This window comes from Collimonas sp. GW821-FHT07E08 (genome assembly GCF_059418905.1).
Genome location: NZ_JBWKQR010000026.1, coordinates 1 through 21,417, shown reverse-complemented (window position 1 = coordinate 21,417; position 21,417 = coordinate 1). Strand labels below are relative to the sequence as shown.

Genomic DNA, 21,417 nt, shown 5'->3' with positions numbered 1-21,417 from the left:
ATGCGGCCTTTCCGGTCCCCCTGCTTGCGCGAAACTGCCTTGATCGCGCTTGGTGAGTTCTATCTGCGGCTGGTCATTTCGCGCGCACGTTGCATGTCGCGGTCGAAATTCATGCGCGCTTCCTTGCGGCAATCGCCGGCTGCGCGGCCGCGCAGCGCGCGGCAATCGTTGACGGCCTGCGCATAGGCGTTGGTGTTTTCCTTTTTCATGGTCTGAAAACGCGCTTGCGGCGTCCGGTCTTCCACCCGCCAGCGCGGCGGGTCTTTGTATTGCACGTTTTCCTCGGCTGCGTTGGCATGCAGCGCAAAGGCGTTGGCGGCGATAAAGAGCGACAGCCACAGCGGTTTAAGTTGCATGTTCATGATGCCTCCTTGTTTTTTTGCATCCGGCAGGCGCCGGATGCCAACCACTAGCCAGGCATGGCCCGGAAAAACAGAACAGCGGCCGTCAGGCTGCCGCAAGCAAATCGCTGCACGCTATCAGTAACGGGAAATCTGGCCGTTATCGACACGCACCCGGTCGCCAACCCGCAGGTCGCCTGGATTGCTGACGCTGATGGTTTGATAGCCGTTGTTATTCATGCGTACGCGCACATTGTAGGAAGTGGAGCCGGGACTGTTGCGTGCTTCAAGCTGGTTGCCGACTACCGCACCGCCGACTACGCCGGCGATAGTCGCCAGGGTATTGCCATTGCCGTGGCCGACCTGGTGGCCGACCACGCCGCCCAGCACGCCGCCCACGACCGCGCCGCCTATGCCTTGGCTAGGGGTGTTGACCACATCGATGGCGTCAACCACACCCACGTTGTCCCGGTAGTTTTGCTGGTAGCCCTGGTTTTGCTGATAAGAAGGGTAGGTTTGCGGCGGCGGATTGCTGTAACCCTGGTTGCCGTAGCCTTGGCTGCCGTAACCTTGTCCGCCATAAGGCGCCGCACAGCCGCCGAGCAGGAGCGTGCCCCCGATGGCTGCTGCCAGCATGGCTTGTTGAGTTGTTTTGCGGATTGTCATAGCTGCCTCATTGTGTTGGTTGGTGAATTCAGTGTAGTACTTCGCAGTAGTTGCATATGTGCGGTTGACTACACTAAAACGATATAGCGATCGGCTCGGTTGACTGCTTCGCACAGGCAAGGCGAGATTGTTACGGAACTTACATTTCTGCAATCAGCCTTGTTTTCCGGCACTAACTTTCAACCCTTGCTCCAGTAGTCCGGCTGCGCATAAATCGATTTCAGGCGATCGATGAAGAAGCGCACCTTGGCCGGCAGGTGGCGCTGCTGCGGATAGACCGCCATGATGTCGTAGTGCGGCAGCGCAAACTCGTCCAGCACCGTCAGCAGTTCGCCCGAGGCCAGCTGCGATTCGATCTCCCAGGTCGAACGCCAGCCCAGTCCCAGCCCTTCGCTGACCCAGCGGTGCAGCAGTTCGCCGTCATTGCAGTCGAGGTTGCCGGCCGTCTTGATGATCACCGGCTTGCCGCCCTGCTGGAAATACCAGCCGCGCTGCTGGCCGCCCTGCAGGTTGAACGACAGGCAGTTATGGTCGGCGATGTCTTCCAGCGTCTTGGGAATGCCGTTGCGATGAAAGTATTCCGGCGTGCCGCATACCACGCGGCGGTTGCTGGCCAGCTTGACCGCGACGAAATTCGGATCGATGGTGCCGCCGATGCGGATGCTGATGTCGTAGCCCTCGCGCACCAGGTCGACCACGCGGTCGGTCAGGTTGAAGGAGATCTGCACTTCCGGATTGGTGGCGATGAAAGCCGGCGCATGCGGCGCCACATGCTTGCGGCCGAATGCCGCCGGCGCCGACACCACCAGGTGGCCGGTAGCCTTGTGCCGGCCCTCCGAGATGATCTTCTCGGCGATATCCAGCTCGGTCAGCAGCTTGCGGCAATGGTCGAGGAACACCGTGCCTTGCTCGGTCAGTGTCAGGTGGCGGGTAGTGCGGTGCATCAGCTTGGTGCCCAGCCGTTTCTCCAGGGCGTCGATGCGCCGGCCCAGCATCACCGGCGTGATGTTCTGCTCCAGCGCCGCGCTCGCCAGGCTGCCTTTCTCGACCACGCTGACGAAAGCTTCAATCTGCTTGAGTTTGTCCATGTCTCTTCCATATCTGGTTTTTTTTCTAGTATTCCATACTTGGTGTATCGAATAAAGCGATTGTTTGTGTTCTTATCAAACAATATGTTTGGTTATAGCATGTGCTTCATCCACTCGGCAGTCTTCAGTCCATCCCGCGATCCGCAGCGCTCGGCGCGGAAAGCGAAGCAGGGCAAGGACGCGCCGCAGGCAGTGGCAATGACTCATTGGCAATAATTCACATATAGCAATCCGGAGGCAACATGGCAAAGATGAAGGCAGTGGACGCAGTAATGCACGTATTGGCGAAAGAAGGCTGTTCGCAAGCCTTTGGCGTGCCTGGCGCGGCGATCAACCCGTTCTACTCGGCGATGAAACGGCATGGCGGCATCCAGCACACGCTGGCGCGCCACGTTGAAGGCGCTTCCCACATGGCGGAGGGCTACACCCGCGCCAATCCGGGCAATATCGGCATCTGCATCGGCACTTCCGGCCCGGCCGGCACCGACATGATCACCGGCCTGTATTCGGCTCAGGCCGATTCGATCCCGATCTTGTGCATTACCGGCCAGGCGCCGCGCGCTCGCCTGTACAAGGAGGATTTCCAGGCAGTCGATATCGAGTCGATCGCCAAGCCGGTCACCAAATGGGCGGTCACCGTGCGCGAACCGGCCTTGCTGCCGCGTGTCTTCCAGCAGGCTTTCCACATCATGCGTTCCGGCCGTCCAGGCCCGGTCCTGATCGACATGCCGTTCGATGTGCAAATGGCGGAAATCGAATTCGATCCGGACACCTACGAACCGTTGTCGGTGTACAAGCCGAAGGCGTCGCGGGCGCAGATCGAAAAAGCCTTGACCATGCTGAACGAGGCCCAGCGGCCGCTGCTGACTATCGGCGGCGGCGTGATCAATGCCGATGCGGCGGACCTCGCGGTCGAATTCGCTGAACTGACCGGCGTGCCTGTGATCCCGACCTTGATGGCCTGGGGCGCGATTCCCGACGACCATCCGCAAATGGCGGGCATGGTCGGTTTGCAGACCAGCCACCGCTACGGCAACGCCACCATGCTGGCGTCCGATTTCGTGCTCGGCATCGGCAACCGCTGGGCCAACCGCCATACCGGTTCGATCGAAGTCTTCACCAAGGGCCGCAAGTTCGTCCACGTCGACATCGAGCCGACCCAGATCGGCCGCGTGTTCGGTCCGGACTACGGCATCGTTTCCGATGCGAAGGCTGCGCTGACCCTGTTTGTCGAAGTCGCAAAAGAATTGAAAGCAGCGGGCAAGCTGCCTGACCGTTCGGCCTGGCTGGGCGAGTGCCAGGAACGCAAGCGCACCATGCAGCGCCGCACCCATTTCGACAACGTGCCGGTCAAGCCGCAGCGCGTGTACGAAGAAATGAACCGCGCTTTCGGCCGCGATACCTGCTACGTCAGCACCATCGGCTTGTCGCAGATCGCCGCCGCGCAGTTCCTGCATGTGTATCACGCCCGTCACTGGATCAACTGCGGCCAGGCCGGACCGCTGGGCTGGACCATCCCGGCGGCGCTGGGTGTCTGCGTGGCGGATCCGAAGCGCGAGGTGGTGGCGATTTCGGGCGACTACGACTTCCAGTTCATGATCGAAGAACTGGCGGTTGGCGCCCAGTTCAACCTGCCTTACCTGCACGTGGTGGTGAACAATTCCTACCTCGGCCTGATCCGCCAGGCGCAGCGCGGTTTCGAGATGGACTATTGCGTGCAGCTGGCGTTTGAAAACATCAATGCGCCGGAACTCAACGGTTATGGCGTCGACCACATCGCAGTCGTGGAAGGCTTGGGCTGCAAGGCGATCCGCGTCACCGACCCGAACGCCATCCAGGATGCGTTTGCGCAGGCCAAGCGCTGGATGAAGGAATTCCGCGTGCCGGTCGTGGTGGAAATCATCCTGGAACGCGTCACCAACGTTTCGATGGGCACCGAGATCGACAACATCAACGAGTTCGAGGAACTGGCGACACACCGCAGCCACGCGCCGACTTCGGTGTCCTTGCTGGACTGATTTTTTCAGGAGAAACGACATGACAAAACTAGCCGCCAACCTGACCATGCTGTTCACCGAGCTGCCCTTCATGGAGCGCTTCGATGCGGCAGCCAAGGCAGGATTCAAGGGTGTGGAATTCCTGTTCCCGTATGCATTCCGGGCCGAACAGATCGCCGACAAGCTGGCCACCAACGGTCTTGAGCTGGTGCTGCACAACCTGCCTGCGGGCAACTGGGAAGCAGGCGAGCGCGGCATCGCCTGCCATCCGGACCGGGTCAGCGAATTCCAGCAAGGCGTTGACGACGCGATCCGTTACGCCAAGGTGCTTGGTGTCAAGCAGCTGAACTGCCTGGTCGGCATCGTGCCGGCCGGCGTCAGCCCCGAACTGGCGCGCGCCACCGTGGTCAGCAACCTGAAATTCGCTGCCGACAAATTGCAGGCTGCAGGCATCCGCTTGCTGATCGAGCCGATCAACAGCTTCGACATCCCGGGTTTCTTCCTGACCGGCACCCGGCAGGCGCTGGAACTGATCAAGGCGACCGGATCCGGCAACCTGTTCGTGCAGTACGACATCTATCACATGCAGCGCATGGAAGGCGAACTGGCCGGCACCATCAAGGCCAACCTGGCGCAGATCAAGCATGTGCAGCTGGCGGACAATCCGGGCCGGTTCGAACCGGGCACCGGCGAAATCAATTATCACTATCTGTTCAAGTTCCTCGACGAGATCGGCTACGACGGCTGGATCGGCTGCGAATACAAGCCGAAGGCAGGCACCGTCGAAGGCTTGGGCTGGCGCGCTGCGCACGGTCTCTAAGCACGGCCTCTGGCAGCAGCAGGCATTTTTAAATTACGGAGAAATATCATGGCAAAAATCGGCTTTATCGGACTCGGCATCATGGGCGCGCCAATGGCGGAAAACCTGCAGCGCGGCGGCCACAAACTGTACCTGCACGACCAGAAAAATCCGCCGGCAGCGCTGATCGACGGCGGCGCCACGGTCTGCACTTCGGGTGCTGAAGTCGCCAAGCGCGCCGACGTCGTCATCATCATGGTGCCGGACACACCGCATGTGGAAGCCGTGCTGTTCGCGGAAAAGGGCGTGGCCGAAGGCCTGACCGCCGGCAAGACCGTGATCGACATGAGCTCGATTTCGCCAATCGCCACCAAGGGCTTCGCCAAGAAGATCAACGCGCTCGGCTGCGAATACCTGGACGCGCCGGTGTCCGGCGGTGAAGTCGGCGCCAAGGCAGCATCGCTGACCATCATGGTCGGCGGTTCCGAAGGCGCCTTCAATGACGCCAAGCCTCTGTTCGAACTGATGGGCAAAAACATCACCCTGGTCGGCGGCAACGGCGACGGCCAGACTACCAAGGTTGCCAACCAGATCATCGTCGCGCTGAACATCCAGGCGGTGGCGGAAGCCTTGCTGTTCGCTTCCAAGGCAGGCGCCGACCCGGCGCGCGTACGGCAGGCGCTGATGGGCGGGTTCGCTGCATCACGCATCCTGGAGGTGCATGGCGAGCGCATGGTCAAGCGGACGTTCAATCCAGGCTTCCGCATCGAACTGCACCAGAAGGACCTGAACCTGGCCCTGCAAGGCGCCAAGGCGCTGGGCGTGTCGCTGCCGAACACCGCAGTGGCGCAAGAGCTGATGAATTCCTGCGCAGCCAACGGCTTGAGCGGCCTCGACCACTCGGCGCTGTGCCGCGCGATCGAAATCATGTCCAACCATGAAATCGCCAAGGCATAAGATATCTGCCCGAGGCATGGCATCTTGAGCAACATGGCGGGCCGGGGTACGCCGCACTTCGGCCCGCAATATCTGTTATCGTTTTAAAAAGCCGCACCTAGAACAAATACAAGAATTTCCAGAGACACTCGCTTCATAGATCAAGGTACAACAGCATGACTACCGCGGACAGCATCAAACCTCGCCAACTTCTCCTCGACATGTACCAGGCCGCGGTCGACGCCGTCAGCGCCGCCAGATGCCTGCCGGAATACCTGGCCAGGATTCCGGCGCCAAGCGGCAACGGCCGTACCCTGGTGATCGGCGCCGGCAAAGGCGCGGCGGCGATGGCCAAGGCGGTGGAAGACCATTGGCAGGGTGAAATCTCCGGCCTGGTCGTGACGCGGTACGCCCACGGCGCCGACTGCAAGCGGATCGAAGTAGTGGAAGCATCCCACCCGGTGCCGGATGAAGCCGGCCGCAAGGCGGCAGCGCGCATGCTGGAGCTGGTGCAGGGCTTGACCGCCGACGACCTGGTGCTGTGCCTGATCTCCGGCGGCGGCTCGGCCTTGCTGGCGTTGCCGGCGGCGGGCATTTCGCTGGAGCAGAAGCAAGCGATCAACAAAGCCTTGCTGCGAAGCGGCGCCAATATTTTTGAAATGAACTGCGTGCGCAAGCACCTGTCCGCCATCAAGGGCGGCCGGCTGGCGCTGGCTTGCGCTCCGGCGCGGGTAGTGACGCTGATGATTTCCGACATCCCGGGCGACGATCCCGGCATCATCGCCAGCGGTCCGACCCTGGCCGACCCGACCACTTGCGCCGACGCCCTGGCGGTGCTGCGCAAATACAATATCGAAACACCCGAAGCGATACTCAGGCACCTCGAATCCGGCGCCGGCGAAACCGCCAAGCCCGGCGATCCGCGCCTGGAGCGCAACCAGCATTATGTGATCGCTACCGCGCAAGACGCCCTGGAAGCCGCGGCGGCTATCGTTGCCGCGGCCGGATTGACGCCGTATATCCTGTCCGATGAAATGGAAGGCGAAGCGCGCGATATCGGCCTGGCGCACGCAGCATTGGCGCGCCAGATCGCACGGCGCGGGCAGCCTTTCAGCAAGCCGTGCGTGGTCATCTCCGGCGGTGAAACCACAGTGACCGTGCGCGGCAAGGGCCGCGGCGGCCGCAATGCTGAATTCCTGCTGAGCCTGGCGACGGCGCTGGACGGGTTCCCCGATATCCACGCGATCGCCTGCGACACCGACGGCATCGACGGCTCCGAAGACAACGCCGGCGCCATCTACCAGCCGGATTCCATGCGCAAGGCGGCGGAGCTGGGACTGCGTCCGCGCGCCATGCTCGACAACAACGACGGCTATGGCTTTTTCAGCGCACTGGGCGACCTGGTCGTCAGCGGGCCGACGCGCACCAACGTCAATGATTTCCGCGCCATCCTGATCCTCTGATTGCGCCGGACCTGACTTTTCCAATCATGAAAAACTGCGTCAGCCAAGGTTCTCGGCCGGCGCAGGCATTCCTGCCATTCAACCGGTCGATCTTCTACAGAAAGTTCATCATGCGCCGCCAACGTAAAGCAAAAATCGTCGCCACGCTCGGTCCCGCCAGCGCGGACCAGAACACCATCCAGGCGTTGTTCGAAGCCGGCGCCGATGTCTTCCGCTTCAACTTCAGCCACGGCAGCCACGCCGATCACCAGGAGCGTTACGACATCGTGCGCGCTGTCGAGAAAACCGTCGGCCGCCCGATCGCCATCCTGGCCGACCTGCAAGGACCGAAGCTGCGCATCGGCACCTTTGCCGACGGCAAGATAACGCTGCAGGCCGGCCAGGAATTCACGCTCGACCGCGACACTGCGCCCGGCAGCAGCCAGCGCGTCTGCCTGCCGCATCCCGAGCTGTTCGAGGTGATTGCCGGCGGCCAGTCCCTGCTGCTGGACGACGGCAAGGTGCGGCTGCAGGTTTTGCAATGCGACGGCCAGTCCATCCGCACCCTGGTGGTCAACAGCGGCGCCTTGTCGGACCGCAAGGGCGTCAATGTGCCGGACGCGGTGTTGCCGATTCCGGCGCTGACCGAGAAAGACAAGCGTGACCTGAAATTCGCACTGGAACTGGGCGTCGACTGGATTGCGCTGTCTTTCGTGCAGCGGCCGGAAGACGTGCTGGAAGCGCGCGCCCTGATCGGCGACCGCGCCAGCATCTTGTCGAAACTGGAAAAACCGGCGGCGCTGGACCAGCTCGATGCGATTGTCCAGGTGTCCGACGCCATCATGGTAGCGCGCGGCGACCTTGGCGTGGAACTGCCGCCGGAGCGCGTGCCTGGCGTGCAGAAACGCATCCTGCGCGTCTGCCGCCAGCACGGCAAGCCGATCGTGATCGCCACCCAGATGCTGGAATCGATGATCACCTCGCCGGTGCCGACCCGCGCCGAAACCTCGGACGTCGCCAGCGCCATCTACGACGGCGCCGATGCGGTGATGCTGTCGGCCGAATCGGCCAGCGGCGCCTATCCGCTGCCGGCGGTGGCGATGATGGACCGCATCATCACCGAAGTCGAGCGCGACCCGTTGTACCAGAACATGCTGGACGCGCAGCACGAATCGCCGTTGCCGACCCGCGGCGACGCCATCTGCGCGGCCTTGCGCGATGTTACCCGCATCATCGGCGCCAAAGCCACCGTGACCTATACCAATTCGGGGCACACCAGCTTGCGCGCGGCGCGCGAGCGGCCGATGGCGCCGATCCTGAGCATCACGCCCAAGCTGTCGACCGCGCGCCGGCTGGCGTTGGTGTGGGGCGTGCATTCGACCATCAGCGACCAGGTGCACAACGAGAGCGAAATGGTGACTGCGGCCTGCCAGACTGCAGTCAAGGAAGGCTTCGCCAAGGCCGGTGACCAGATCGCCATCACCGCCGGCATGCCGTTCGGCGAGTCGGGCAGCACCAACCTGCTGCGCCTGGCGGAGATTTGGCCGCAGTAAACTGATTGCCTGTGAAATGAAAAAGCCATGCCGATGCATGGCTTTTTTATTTACGGGACGGGATTGCGCGAGCCGGCAACGGAGCAGGCCGCCAGTTATTTCTGGCGCGGGGCCAGCAGCAGTTCTTTGGTGAAGTTCAGCTGTTTTTTGCGGGCCTTGTCGTCGTTCAGGTCCCACAGCAACGACTGCGCCAGCTGGAAGCTGTACAGGGTAAATGCCCGGTTGTTTGCTTCGGTCTTGCCGAAGCCCATGTCCAGGAATCCCTGGGTGTAGTAGGCCAGCCGCTGCTGGTCGACCTCGCGCACCGCCTGCCGCGCCATGTCGTCGCGCCGCGACCAGGCGCGGATGGCGAATTCGATCATGGCGGCGCGGCGCGCCGTGAGGCCGTGGAAGGGCAGGGCCAGCACTTCGTCCAGGACTTCCTCCGCAGAAAATACGCGGCCCTCGAATGTGCGCAGCACCTGCGTCGTGGTTCTTTCGTGCCACCTCTTCAGCAGCTTGGACAGCAGGTCGTTCCTGTCCTTGAAGTGGTAGTAGAAACTTCCCACGGTGATTCCCAGCTCCCGCGCCAGCGATTCAACCCGCACGGCGTCGATGCTTTTGCTGATCAGCAGGTCGGTTGCCGCATCGATCCAGTCATCCGGGGACAGGATTTTTTTTGTTTTCGCGCGGCGCGGCGATTCAGGCATTGTTTCCTCGGACGGCACTCCAGTTTCTCCCCTGATACAGCATGTTTTACAAGCCGGGCGCCCGCGCTTGGCGGTCGACGGCCGTTCATTATAGTGCATGCTTCTTGCGAATAATCGCCGGCCGGACGGCAATCTGCGGCCGTCCCGCATCTGCCTGGCAGGCGCGGCGCAATAAAAATAGGCAACCCTATGTTTAAATAGGGTTGCCTATGTTAGAGTGCTTCAGGCACGCAACGGCCTACGATGCCGGATTGATATTTTCAGCAGGAAAAATGGGACGCCGCCGCAGAGCGGCGCTTCGTTGAAGTGGCAGGAAACCGAGGATGCTGGCAACAGAAAGGAGAAATCCATCAGGTAATCCAGAACGTGGTTTCACTCGTAACGATTTCATAAAATTTTCGGAGATGCATAAAATGAAAAAGCAATTCTTGCAATGGCTTGGCGCCGCCCTGGTCGCCATGGCCGTCCTGCCGGCGCCGTCGTGGGCCGCTACCGGCTACACCCAGACCAAATATCCGATCATCCTGGTGCACGGCTTGTTCGGTTTCGACAAGATCGGTCCAGTCGAATATTTTTACGGGATTCCTGAAGCGCTGAGCGCTGACGGCGCCCAGGTCTATGTGGCGGAAGTATCGGCTGCCAACAGCACGGAAGTGCGCGGCGAACAGCTGCTGACTTATGTCAAGCAGGTGCTGGCGGCTACCGGCGCCGCCAAGGTCAACCTGATCGGACACAGCCATGGCGGACCAACCATCCGCTACGTCGCTTCGGTGGCGCCGCAGCTGGTGGCGTCGGTGTCCAGCGTGGCCGGCCCGAACAAAGGAGCGGCAGTGGCTGACATCGTCCGCGGCGTGGTAGCTCCGGGTTCTTTCAGCCAGGCGGTGCTGGGCTCGGTGGTCAACGGCTTCACCACGCTGATCGATGTGCTGTCGGGCGGCGGCAATCCGCAGAACTCGGTAGCGGCGCTGGATTCGCTCACCACGGCAGGCATGGCCAAATTCAACCTGGCGCATCCTGAGGGCGTGCCTGCGACCGCTTGCGGCGAAGGCGATTACCAGGTCGGCGGCGTGTATTATTTTTCGTGGAGCGGCGGCCAGCCTTTGACCAACGTGCTCGATCCGAGCGACGGCAGCATGGGCCTGCTTTCGCTGGCATATGGCGGCGCCAAGAGCGACGGCCTGGTGAGCAGCTGCGGCAGCCATCTGGGGCGCGTGATCCGCGACAACTACGGCATGAACCACCTGGACGAAGTGAACCAGGTGCTGGGGCTGGTGAATATCTTTGAAACCAATCCGAAGACGGTCTATCGCCAGCAGGCCAACCGCCTGAAAGGCTTGGGACTGTAGGCATGCAAATCCGGCATCCATTTGTCTGGATCGGGGCGGTGGCTTTGGCCGCCGCCATTGCCGTCCCGCTGCTGATGACGCATGAGGAACCGCCTGCGCCAACAGCCGCCGTGCAAGCCGACCTGTTCCCATTCGTGAAATCGCTGCAAGGAACCCGCCCCGACGGCGACATCAAGGTTGCCGCCGGCGACGTGCTGGTGGCCGACGCGCAGCTGGTGGACTTGTTCGACTATTACCTCAGCGCGGTCGGCGAGAAACCGCTGGACGCCATCCGCAAGGAGATCGAACAGGAGCTCGAGCGGCGCCTGGCGCCGAACGCCGCCAGCGAAGCCAAGCGCCTGCTGGGCAATTACATTGAATACAAGACAGCACTGGTGGCGCTGGACAAGGATCCGCAGCTGGGCGGCAACGGCCTGGCCGCAATCCGGCGCCGCATGGAAAAAATGCAGGAAATGCGCGCCCGCTTTTTCAGCCCGGGAGAAAGCAAGGGCATGTTCGGCGCCGGCGATGCCGCGGATATGGATACACTGGCAAGGATGGAAATCGGCCAGGACAAATCGCTGAGCGATGCACAGAAGCAGGAAAAGCTGGCTGCGCTGGACGCCGCCATGCCGGCGTCGTTGCGGGAAGCGCGGGCAGCGCCCCTGAAAATCGTCAAGCTGGAGGATAACGCGGCCAAGATGCGGCAGCAGGGCGCCAGCGAAGACGACATCTATCGCATGCGGGCCGCGGCCTTGTCGCCGGAAGCTGCGGCGCGCATGGCGGAAGTCGACCAGGGCGAGGCGGCCTGGAAAAGCCGGATTGCCGCTTACCTGGCAGAACGTAGTAAGCTCGCCAGTGCCGACGCTGTCGCCGAACTGAGAAACAGGATGTTTGACGCCAATGAACAGAAACGCCTGCCAGCCTATGAGAAATAAGACGTCATGAATAACCAGCCTCCGCGCCGGGGCGCCATCGTCGGCGCCAACAGGATTTCGTTCGCGCGGCAGGCGGGCAAGGCGTTACCGCAATAGTGGAAAAGTAGAGAAAGCAGTATCCATGTCCGACTTGTTAATCAAATTGTCCGGCAGCCGGTTCGGCGCCGGCCTCGTCAAGCTGCTGGGATTACCGGCGCCGGTCGAGCTGGCGCGCAGCGCAGGGCCGTATGCAGAGCGGCCGCTGGCGGGGAAAAATTTCCTGCTGGGCCGGTCGCAGAACGGCTTCGCCATAGACCGCCTGTGGCAGATCGCGCGCGATGCCGGCGCCGTGCCGCTGGAAACCGCCGGCGCCAGGCCTGACATCCTGGTCATGGATGCGACCGGCTGCGCCAGCCCGTCCGACTATCGCGCGCTCTACGATTTTTTCCATCCGCAGATGCGTGCGATAGCGCGCAACGCCAGGGTGCTGATCGTCGCTGCAATGCCCGCTGAAAGCCGCGATCCTGTGGCCGCGGCGGCAGCGCGCGGGATTGAAGGATTCAGCCGCTCGCTGGCCAAGGAACTGGGGCCGCGCGGCGCCACGGTCAACCTTGCCTATGTCGCCAAAGATGCGGTCGACCGCCTCGCGGGCGTGGTGCATTTTTTCTGCGGCGTGCAGACTACATATGTGACCGGGCAAGCGGTGCATGTCACCTCGCAGGTGGCTGCGCCGGCGTCGCTGGCGCAGCACGGCGCGCTCAAAGCCAAAGTGGCGCTGGTGACCGGGAGCGCGCGCGGCATCGGCCGGGCTACCGCGCAGCGGCTGGCGCAGGAAGCGGTGCAAGTGATCTGCCTGGATGTCCCGGCGGCAAGCGAGACCTTGCACCGGACCTGCCGCGAGATCGGCGCGATACCGCTGCTGCTGGACATAACCGGCCGCGAGGCGCCGCGGCAACTGGCCGATTTCATCAAAGAGCGGTTTGGCCGCCTGAACATCCTGGTGCATAACGCCGGCATCACGCGCGACAAGACGCTCGCCAACATGCAGGAAAAATCCTGGGACCAGGTAGTGGACATCAATTTATCCGCGGTGATGGCGATCGACCAGGTGCTGCTGGCGGAAAATATCCTGCGCGACGAGGCCAGGCTGGTCTACCTGTCGTCCATCAGCGGCGTATCGGGCAATTTCGGCCAGACCAACTATGCGCTGACGAAAGCGGCCCTGGTCGGCTACGTCGCTGCGCAGGCGCCGCTGCTTGCCGCCCGCGGCATCTGCATCAACGCCGTTGCCCCCGGTTTTATCGAAACCGCGATGACGCAAGGCATGCCATTCATGGCGCGCGAAATCGGCCGCCGCCTGAACTCCGTGAAGCAGGGCGGCCAGCCGCGCGATGTGGCGGAGCTGGTGACTTTCCTGTGCACCCCGGGAGCCAGCGGCATCAGCGGTGAAACCATCCGCGTCTGCGGCCAGGGCCTGGTCGGCGCCTGACCAGCTGCCCCGATAAAAAATGGCCGCCTGCATTTCGCCGGCGGCCATTTTTTTTGTGTTCCCGGAAATGCGTATCAGCGCGCGGCTTCGGCCAGCGACAACGCCAGCCTGTTGTGGCGCTCAAGCACATTGCCGAGGTCGACCGTGGTGAACTGGCCGTTGCGCACCACTACCCGGCCGTTGATGACGCTGTAAGCGACATCGGCCGGCGTGCAGAATACCAGCGCCGCCACCGGATCGTGCCAGCCGCCGGCGAACCCGACCTTGTTCAGGTCGAACAGCACCAGGTCGGCCGACATGCCCGGTTTCAAGGCGCCGATATCGTCGCGGTTGAGCACCTTGGCTCCGCCCAGCGTCGCCAGTTCCAGCGCCTGGCGCGCGGTCATGGCGTCCGGGCCGAAACCGACCCGCTGCAGCAGCATCGCCTGCCGCACCTCGCCCAGCATGTGGGCGCCGTCGTTGGAAGCCGAGCCGTCGACGCCGATGCCGACCGCCACGCCGGCGTCGACCATCTTGCGGATCGGCGCGATGCCGGAAGCGAGCCGCATGTTGGAGCACGGGCAGTGGGCGATGCCGGTGCCGGTGCGGGCGAACATGTAGATGCCGTCGTCGTCGAGCTGGACGCAGTGGGCGTGCCAGACGTCATGGCCGACCCAGCCGCAGTCTTCCGCGTATTCGGCCGGCGTCATGTTGAATTTCTCGCGGCTGTAGGCAATGTCGTTGACGTTCTCCGCCAGGTGGGTGTGCAGCGAGACGCCATGGTGGCGCGCCATCGCGGCCGATTCGCGCATCAGGTCGCGCGATACGGAGAACGGCGAGCAGGGCGCCACCACGATGCGCTGCATCGCGTGGCGGCTGCTGTCGTGGTAAGTCTCGATCAGGCGCTGCGTATCCTGCAGGATGGCTTTTTCGTCTTCTACCACGCGGTCTGGCGGCAAGCCGCCTTTCGACTGGCCTACGCTCATCGAGCCGCGCGCCGCATGGAAGCGCATGCCGATCTGCTGCGCCGCTTCGATGCTGTGGTCGAGCTTGCAGCCGTTCGGGTAGATGTACAGGTGGTCGCTGCTGGTGGTGCAGCCTGACATGATCAGCTCCGCCATCGCGGTCAGGGTCGAGACCTGGATCATCTCCGGCGTCAGGTTGGCCCAGATCGGATACAGGTTGGTCAGCCAGTTGAACAGTTCGCCGTTCTGCGCTGCCGGAATCACGCGCGTCAGGCTTTGGTACATATGGTGATGGGTATTCACCAGCCCCGGGATGACGACGTGGTTGCCGGCGTCGATGATTTCGTCGGCAGTTTGCGGCAGGTCGGCGCTGCTGCCGACCTGTTCGATCACGTTGCCGCGGATGAAGACCGCGCCATCCGCAATTTCACGGCGCGTGTCATCCATGGTAACGACGACACGCGCATTTTTTATCAATAAAGTTTTAGGCATTGCGTTCAATCCAAAGACGCTGGTTCAAGGCTTTGGTGTAAAGCGGCGTAGGAAATCCAGCAAGATTTGCGCCGATACTTCGGCATCGTCCGCAGTCATTGTTTCCAATGGATTGTGGCTGATGCCGCCGTTGCCGCAACGCGTAAACAGCATGGCGACGTCGGTGATTTTTGCGATGGTCATGGCGTCATGGCCGGCGCCGGAAGCGAGCTTGAACGGCTGTACCCCGGCCCGTCCGGCGGCGGCGGACAGCTGCTCCATCAGCCATGGGGCGCAAGGCGCGGCCGGCGCCGACACCATCTTTTCGACATTGGCTTCGATGCAGCGCCGTTCGCAGACCGTCTCGATATGGCGCAGCACGTCTTCTACCGCGGCGTCGCGGATAGCGTCGTCGGCGGCGCGGATATCCAGCGAGAACACGCAGGCGCCGGGAATCACGTTGGTGGAGCCGTTAGGCACCTGCAGCTGGCCGACGGTGCCCACCAGCGATGCCTGCTGGTCCTGGGCGCAGCGCTGTTCCACATACAGCAGGATTTCAGCGGCGGCGGCGGCGGCGTCCTTGCGCATCGACATCGGCGTGGTGCCGGAATGGCTGGCGACGCCTTTCAGCTGCACCATGTAGCGGCAGCTGCCGGCGATCGACGTGACGATGCCGACCGGCAGGTCGCGCTGCAGCAGCACCGGGCCTTGTTCTATGTGCACTTCGACGTAACCCAGCAAGTCGGCCGGATTGCGCGCGATGGCGGGAATCGCCGCCGGATCGTGCCCGGCTTGCAGCAAGGCGTCGCGCATGCTGACGCCATCGCGGTCGAGCGCGTTCAGCAGTTCCAGGTTGAACTGGCCGATGATGGCGTTGCTGCCGAGGAAAGTGCTCTTGAAGCGCACGCCTTCTTCTTCCGAGAAAGCGACGACCTCGAAATGGAAGGGCAGCTTTTCGCCGCGCTCATGCAAATGCTTGACGATGGCGATCGGCAGCAGGATGCCTTCGCGGCCGTCGTATTTGCCGCCGTTGCGCACGGTGTCGTAGTGCGAGCCGGTCATCAATGTCTTGGCGGCAGGATTGTCCGACAGGTAGCGGCCGACCACGTTGCCGACCGCATCGGTCTCGGCCTGCATGCCGGCTTCGCGCATCCAGCCGGCAATCTGCGCGGCGGTGCGGCGGTGGGCGTCGGTCATGTAGGCGCAGGTAAGGCCGCTTTCGTCGTCGCTCCAGGCGCCGATCTGCTCGGCCCATTGCATGATGCTCTGGCCGAGTTGCGGAACGTAGCCGAGCAGGTCGTTGGTGCGCATTTCGGCGATGCGGCCGATCTGGCGCAGCGCCTCTCCCAGTTCATCGTCGAACTGGTTTTTCAGGCGCCGGCTGAAGGTGGCGATGATGGCTTGGCGCGACAGGCCTTGGCCGTCGGCGCCCTTGACCGCGAGGATGAAAGGAAAACCGAATTTCTTGTTGTAGTCGGCGTTGAGCTTTTGCAGCGTAGCGAATTCTTCCGGGCTGCAATTGTTGAGGCCGGCCTTGGCTTGCTCGCCGGTCGATTCGGCGGTCAGTTCGCCGGATATGGCTGCCTTGCCGGCCAGTTCCGGGTGGGCGCGGATCAGGCCCAGCTGTTCTTCCCTGGCGGCCGAGCTGACGACTGCCTGCATCGCCAGTTTCAAGGCGGTGATGTTGGCGAACGGCCGTTGCGCGGCAGCGCGTTCGGGGATCCACGGCGAGTGTTCGTAGATGCCGTGCAGCGTCGCTGTGAATGCTGTTACGTCGCTGTTGTTCAGTTGTTCTAGAGTTGTCATTTGTATCGTCGGCGGGTCCGGCCCGCTTCTTCCTAGGTTAAATCGCTGCCATGTCAATTACGGGTTGGACCCACATTACTTCAATTTACTGCAAAAACAATTTAGTGATCCGAGCTTTGCGCCGCCGCCAGCGCATGCGAGCGGCTGTCTTCGCTGGAACCCTTGCCGTTGAAAAACAGGTTCAGCAAGACCGCCATGCTGGACGCCAGCAAGATGCCGCTGTGCAGGATGGTCGACAGGAACATCGGCATCTTGTCGAAAAAGGTCGGCGCCACGATAGGGATCATGCCGGCGCCGAAGCTGACGGCGACGATGAACAGGTTATTGCGGTTGTGCTGGAAATCGACCTTCGACAGGATCTTGATGCCGGTCGCCGCCACCATGCCGAACATGACGATGCCGGCGCCGCCCAGCACGAACTGCGGGATCGAGGCAGCCACGTGCGCCATTTTCGGGAACAGGCCGAACAGCATCAGGATCACCCCGGCCGCGGCGCAGACATAGCGGCTGCGCACGCCGGTGACGCCGACCAGGCCGACATTCTGCGAGAACGAGGTGTAGGGAAAAGTATTGAATATGCCGCCGATCACGCTGCCCAGGCCATCAACGCGCAAACCGCGCGCCAAGGTCTTGTCGTCGATTTCCTTGCCGACGATTTCACCCAGGGCAATGAACATCCCGGTCGATTCGATCATGGTCACGATCATGACCAGGCACATGCTGAGGATCGAGCCGAGGTCGAATTTCGGCCAGCCGTAATGGAACGGCCGGATGAAGGCGAACCATTCGGCGTCGCCGAGGCCGTAGAAACTGATCTTGCCCATCGACATGGCGATGACGAAGCCGATGATCATGCCGCTCAGCACCGAGATGTTGGCGATAAAACCCTTGACGTACTTGGTGATCAGCAGGATCGAGATCAGCACGATCAGGGCGATGCCGAGGCTGGTCGGCGAACCGTAGTCGGGATTGGGGATCTTGGTGAAGACGCCGTCGACCAGGGTGCCGATCACCGGCTGGCCGCCGGCCGCCCAGTTGATGCCGACGCCCATCAGCGAAATGCCGATGACGCTGATCACGGTGCCGGTCACCACCGGCGGGAAGAAGCGCATCAGGCGGCTCATGTAAGGAGCGGCAAACACGCAGAATATGCCGGAGGCGATCACCGCGCCGTAGATATGGACGATCGTCAGCTGCGGGTTGCCGGCCATCGCCACCATCGGCCCGACGGCGGCGAAGGTGACGCCCATCATGACCGGCATCTTGATGCCGAATTTCCAGAAGCCCAGGCTCTGGATCAGGGTCACCAGGCCGCAGCAGAACAGGTCGGCGCTGATCAGGAAAGCAATGTCGCTTTTGGCCAGGTTGAGGGCGCCGCCGATGATCAGCGGCACCGCTATCGCGCCGGCATACATCACCAGCACGTGCTGCATGCCGAGCGCAGCGAGTTTGCCTACGGGGAGTTTTTCATCTACCGGATCTGTGCTGCTGGTCATCGTGTGTCTCCTGGGTGCAGTTATTTTAGTGCTTGCGGCGACATCGATCCGGCCTTTTTATTTCCTGCCCGGCCGGACCGGTGCGCAACAGCCTCACAAGTCTCCTGCCGCATGGACAGGGCTTGTGCTGTCCGATACTACTTTGCCCAGCCCTCCACGATATATATACTGACTGATAGTTGATTTATGTATTTGGATATATGGCGAGGTTACCTGGCCAACATTGACTTGGCGGCAATCCCGATCTGTTCGCGCAGCCATTTATGTTCGGTCGCCTGGTGCACGCGTTCATGCCATAGTTGGTAAAAACGCATGGGCGGGAATTTGATCGGCAAGGTGAAGCTTTTCAGCGCCAGGGTCTTTTCGTAGAACAGCGCGAATTGGCGGCCGGTGGTCAGCACCAGGTCGGTTTGCGCCACCATGTAGGGCAGCATGCCGAAGTAGGCCGATTCGACCACCACGTTGCGGTTCAGGTTCTGGCTGTCGAGGAAGGAGTCGATGATGCCGTGGTAGCCGGGCAGCACCTGCCATGGCGCCACGTGCGGCAGCGACAGGTAGTCTTCCACCGTCATCCGGTCCGCCGCGGTGCGCTTGGCGTAGGCGCTGTCGGCGCGCATCAGGCAGACGATGGGGTCGTCGAACAGCTTGGACAGGTGCAGGTGCGGCGGCGGCTCGTCCCAGTTGGCGATGACCAGGTCGAGGTCGCCGTCGGACAGCAGGCGGACGTAGTCGGTTTCCGGCCCCAGGGCGTGGATCACGATGCGGCTCTTGGGCGATTCGCGGCGCAGGCGCGCCACCACTTCCAGGAAGAACGGCGTATTCATGTAATCCGGGGCGGCGATATGGAAGGTGCGTGCTTCAGCCTGGGGCACGAAAGCGGTCTTTTGCACGAACAGCCGCTCGGTTTCTTCCAGGATGCGCTTGGCCGGTTTCAGCAGGCTTTCGCCATGCTGGGTCGGCACCATGCCGCGCGCGCCGCGCACCAGCAAGGGATCGCCGGTCAGTTCGCGCAGCTTGCGCAGCGAGGCCGAGATCGACGGCTGCGGCTGGTTGAGCTTGAGGGCGACGCGCGAGACGTTCTTTTCGCACAGCAGCAGGTACAGGATGCGTATCAGGTGGATGTCCAGGTGGTCTGGCAGCTTGGCCATGTTGTCTCCGTTTTTATAGGTATGGTGCGAGTCATTTTGTTATATGGATATGCGTATGTCAAATATATCTGGGAATCAATGTTTTGATAGCCCAATGCGTTTATCTTGCGTGAATCTGGCACGCTTTTGTCATGAGAGCGCAGGCAGGGGAAAAATGAAGGCTGGGCAGGCAGGTATCTTGCTTATCCGATCATGTTGGCCGTAGCGGAGCTGAGACAGTTTTTTTATAAAAGTTCGCGGCCGTGTTGGAGGCAATCACCTCTATCGTTTGCAGGGCCCGCGGTGGCAAACGAGTAATAATCGTTGGGGAAGACATGGATGCATTGTTAGTTTCGTACGGGGTCGAATGGCTCAACCTGCTGGTCCGCTGGCTGCACCTGATCACGGGCATCGCCTGGATCGGCGCATCGTTCTATTTCGTCTGGCTGGACAATTCGATCCGGCCGCCGAAAGCCGGCTCCGACCTGGCCAAGAAGGGCGTGTCGGGAGAATTGTGGGCAGTCCACGGCGGCGGTTTCTACAACCCGCAAAAATACCTGGTGGCGCCGGCCGAACTGCCGGAAGACCTGCACTGGTTCAAATGGGAAGCCTACGCCACCTGGCTGTCGGGCTTCGCCATGCTGTTCATCGTCTATTACTTCAACGCCTCGGCCATGATGATCAACAAGGACGTGGCCGACCTCAGCACCTGGCAGGCGATCGGCGTCGGCCTCGGCACGCTGGTGGTCGGCTGGACCGTGTACGACCTGCTGTGCCGTTCGCCGCTGGGCAAGCGCGACGGCTTGCTCGGCATCGTCATGTACCTGTTCATCGTTGCCGCCGCCTATGTGCTGTCGCACCTGCTGAGCGGCCGTGCCGCGTACATCCATGTCGGCGCCATGATCGGCACCATGATGGTGGGCAACGTGCTGATGGTGATCATCCCGGGCCAGCGCAAGCTGGTGGAAGCGATGCGCGTCGGCAAATCGCCAGACCCCATCTACGGCAAGAAAGCCAAGCAGCGCAGCGTGCATAACAACTACTTTACGCTGCCGGTGCTGTTCATCATGATCAGCAACCACTATGGCATGACTTACAGCCATCCTTACAACTGGCTGATACTGGCGGCGATCATTGCCGCCGGCGCCCTGATCCGCCACTTCTTCAACCTGCGCCATGCCGGCCGCGTTTCGTTCGGTTATCCGATCGCAGGGGTTGCCTTGCTGCTGGCGGTGGCGGTGGCGATTGCGCCGCGTCCGGTACAGCCGGTAGCGCCTGTGGCCAAGGCGGATGCCGCTGCAGCAGGCACTGCAGCTGTTCCCGCAGCGGCAACAGCGGCGGCGGCACCGGCCGCCGACATGGCGCATATCCAGGAAATCATCGGCCAGCGCTGCGCCACCTGCCACTCAGCGCAGCCGACCCAGCCGGGTTTTGCTACCGCGCCGGCCGGCGTGATGCTGCAGACGGCGGACCAGATCCGGCAACACGCCGACAAGGTCTACCAGCAAGCCGTACAGCTGAAGGCGATGCCGCTGGCTAACCTGACCCACATCACCGACGAAGAGCGGGCCCTGATCGGCGCCTGGTATACCTCCGGCGCCAAGTAAGCCGGGCGCGCGTCCCATGCCACCCTGAAAGCCGGAAGCCGGTTGAGCAGTTTTACCACGCTCGATCGGTTTCCGCGCTCGACCTCATTTAAGAAATATTTGGAGTTTCCATGTCCCAAACCATCACCATCGACGGCTTCAACCTGACCGCGCAGCAAGTGGTCGACGTCGCCCGCGCGCCGCACCTGCCGGTCACGCTGGCCGGCTCTTCCCGCGCCGCCTTGAAAGAAAGCCGCGACTACATCGAATCGACCTGGATGCACGACGAAGCGCCCATGATGTACAGCTTCAACACCGGCGTCGGCCTGCTGAAAGATACCCGGATCAAGGTCGAGCATATCGAACTGTTCCAGACCCAGCTGATCAAGGCCCACTGCGCCGGCATCGGCGAACCGTTCTCGGAAGAAGTCAGCCGCGCCACCATGCTGTTGCGCGCCAACGCCTTCGCCAGCAACTATTCGGCGCCGCGGGTGGAAGTGGTGGACCGCCTGCTGGCTTTCCTGAATGCAGGCATCCATCCGGTCATGCCGCAAAAGGGGTCGGTCGGCGCCTCCGGCGATCTCGCGCCATTGTCCTACCTGGCCGCTGCGATTGCCGGTTTCGACGAAGCCGAAGTGATGTACCAGGGCCAGCGCATGAGCGCGCCCGAGGCGATCACCAAGTCCGGCGTCGGCCCGGTCAAGTTCGACTTGAAGGCCAAGGACGCCTCGGCCCTGATCAACGG

Annotated in this window: 18 protein-coding genes; 10 read left to right on the top strand and 8 right to left on the bottom strand. The window is 62.1% G+C overall.

Annotated elements, in window-relative coordinates; all coding sequences use genetic code 11:
• Positions 1–59: 59 nt before the first annotated feature.
• The 3 genes from AC07RZ_RS23105 to AC07RZ_RS23095 all read right to left on the bottom strand — a co-directional run bounded on the left by AC07RZ_RS23105 (position 60) and on the right by AC07RZ_RS23095 (position 2,095).
• The gene (locus AC07RZ_RS23105) at positions 60–362 is read right to left on the bottom strand and encodes a hypothetical protein (RefSeq protein WP_139220171.1); all 303 of its coding nucleotides are present in this window, start codon (positions 360–362) and stop codon (positions 60–62) included.
• A gap of 117 nt (positions 363–479) precedes the next feature.
• Positions 480–1,007 (bottom strand): glycine zipper 2TM domain-containing protein, encoded by a 528-nt coding sequence (locus AC07RZ_RS23100; RefSeq protein WP_494669738.1) that lies wholly within the window; start codon positions 1,005–1,007, stop codon positions 480–482.
• A gap of 179 nt (positions 1,008–1,186) precedes the next feature.
• Positions 1,187–2,095 carry a LysR family transcriptional regulator gene (locus AC07RZ_RS23095; protein WP_061541356.1) on the bottom strand — a complete coding sequence of 303 codons (909 nt, stop codon included), beginning with the start codon at positions 2,093–2,095 and terminating at the stop codon, positions 1,187–1,189.
• A gap of 242 nt (positions 2,096–2,337) precedes the next feature.
• On the opposite strand from AC07RZ_RS23095, the gene gcl reads away from it, so the two are divergent.
• From gcl to pyk, 5 genes are all read left to right on the top strand, one after another.
• Positions 2,338–4,113, top strand: coding sequence for a glyoxylate carboligase (gene gcl / locus AC07RZ_RS23090; RefSeq protein ID WP_144738878.1), 1,776 nt, complete (start codon positions 2,338–2,340; stop codon positions 4,111–4,113).
• Between the two features lie 19 nt (positions 4,114–4,132).
• Complete coding sequence (hyi, locus tag AC07RZ_RS23085; protein WP_494669737.1) at positions 4,133–4,912, top strand: hydroxypyruvate isomerase; 780 nt, start codon at positions 4,133–4,135, stop codon at positions 4,910–4,912.
• A 48-nt stretch (positions 4,913–4,960) separates the two neighbouring features.
• Complete coding sequence (locus AC07RZ_RS23080) at positions 4,961–5,848, top strand: 2-hydroxy-3-oxopropionate reductase (protein ID WP_342828954.1); 888 nt, start codon at positions 4,961–4,963, stop codon at positions 5,846–5,848.
• 155 nt (positions 5,849–6,003) lie between these two features.
• Positions 6,004–7,290: a glycerate kinase type-2 family protein gene (locus AC07RZ_RS23075; protein ID WP_494669736.1), complete on the top strand. Its 1,287-nt coding sequence runs from the start codon at positions 6,004–6,006 to the stop codon at positions 7,288–7,290.
• Positions 7,291–7,400: 110 nt separating this feature from the next.
• Entirely contained in the window at positions 7,401–8,822 is a 1,422-nt protein-coding gene (gene pyk, locus AC07RZ_RS23070) for a pyruvate kinase (RefSeq protein ID WP_494669735.1), read from the top strand.
• Positions 8,823–8,917: 95 nt separating this feature from the next.
• Here the strand turns inward: pyk and AC07RZ_RS23065 are convergent, their stop codons facing one another.
• Positions 8,918–9,511 carry a TetR/AcrR family transcriptional regulator gene (locus AC07RZ_RS23065; RefSeq protein ID WP_494669734.1) on the bottom strand — a complete coding sequence of 198 codons (594 nt, stop codon included), beginning with the start codon at positions 9,509–9,511 and terminating at the stop codon, positions 8,918–8,920.
• A 413-nt stretch (positions 9,512–9,924) separates the two neighbouring features.
• Between AC07RZ_RS23065 and AC07RZ_RS23060 the strand changes: the two genes are divergently transcribed.
• The 3 genes from AC07RZ_RS23060 to AC07RZ_RS23050 all read left to right on the top strand — a co-directional run bounded on the left by AC07RZ_RS23060 (position 9,925) and on the right by AC07RZ_RS23050 (position 13,242).
• On the top strand, positions 9,925–10,857 hold the full coding sequence (locus tag AC07RZ_RS23060) for an esterase/lipase family protein (protein ID WP_092401448.1): 933 nt from the start codon (positions 9,925–9,927) through the stop codon (positions 10,855–10,857).
• A gap of 2 nt (positions 10,858–10,859) precedes the next feature.
• Positions 10,860–11,774, top strand: a complete 915-nt coding sequence (locus AC07RZ_RS23055) for a lipase secretion chaperone (RefSeq protein WP_494669733.1) — start codon at positions 10,860–10,862, stop codon at positions 11,772–11,774.
• Between the two features lie 121 nt (positions 11,775–11,895).
• Positions 11,896–13,242, top strand: a complete 1,347-nt coding sequence (locus AC07RZ_RS23050) for a 3-oxoacyl-ACP reductase (RefSeq protein WP_494669732.1) — start codon at positions 11,896–11,898, stop codon at positions 13,240–13,242.
• 74 nt (positions 13,243–13,316) lie between these two features.
• On the opposite strand, the gene AC07RZ_RS23045 is transcribed toward AC07RZ_RS23050, so the two are convergent.
• The 4 genes from AC07RZ_RS23045 to AC07RZ_RS23030 form a co-directional block, all read right to left on the bottom strand.
• Positions 13,317–14,678 carry an 8-oxoguanine deaminase gene (locus AC07RZ_RS23045; RefSeq protein WP_494669731.1) on the bottom strand — a complete coding sequence of 454 codons (1,362 nt, stop codon included), beginning with the start codon at positions 14,676–14,678 and terminating at the stop codon, positions 13,317–13,319.
• Between the two features lie 24 nt (positions 14,679–14,702).
• Entirely contained in the window at positions 14,703–16,463 is a 1,761-nt protein-coding gene (locus tag AC07RZ_RS23040) for an allantoate amidohydrolase (RefSeq protein ID WP_144738869.1), read from the bottom strand.
• A gap of 101 nt (positions 16,464–16,564) precedes the next feature.
• Positions 16,565–17,959 (bottom strand): nucleobase:cation symporter-2 family protein, encoded by a 1,395-nt coding sequence (locus AC07RZ_RS23035; RefSeq protein WP_494669730.1) that lies wholly within the window; start codon positions 17,957–17,959, stop codon positions 16,565–16,567.
• A gap of 209 nt (positions 17,960–18,168) precedes the next feature.
• Positions 18,169–19,107, bottom strand: a complete 939-nt coding sequence (locus AC07RZ_RS23030; RefSeq protein WP_144738867.1) for a LysR substrate-binding domain-containing protein — start codon at positions 19,105–19,107, stop codon at positions 18,169–18,171.
• 314 nt (positions 19,108–19,421) lie between these two features.
• On the opposite strand from AC07RZ_RS23030, the gene AC07RZ_RS23025 reads away from it, so the two are divergent.
• Together AC07RZ_RS23025 and AC07RZ_RS23020 are read left to right on the top strand one after the other, a co-directional pair.
• On the top strand, positions 19,422–20,693 hold the full coding sequence (locus AC07RZ_RS23025) for a urate hydroxylase PuuD (protein WP_494669729.1): 1,272 nt from the start codon (positions 19,422–19,424) through the stop codon (positions 20,691–20,693).
• Between the two features lie 110 nt (positions 20,694–20,803).
• Positions 20,804–21,417: aromatic amino acid lyase (locus AC07RZ_RS23020; protein WP_494669728.1), on the top strand; the 614-nt coding region annotated here is incomplete at its 3' end.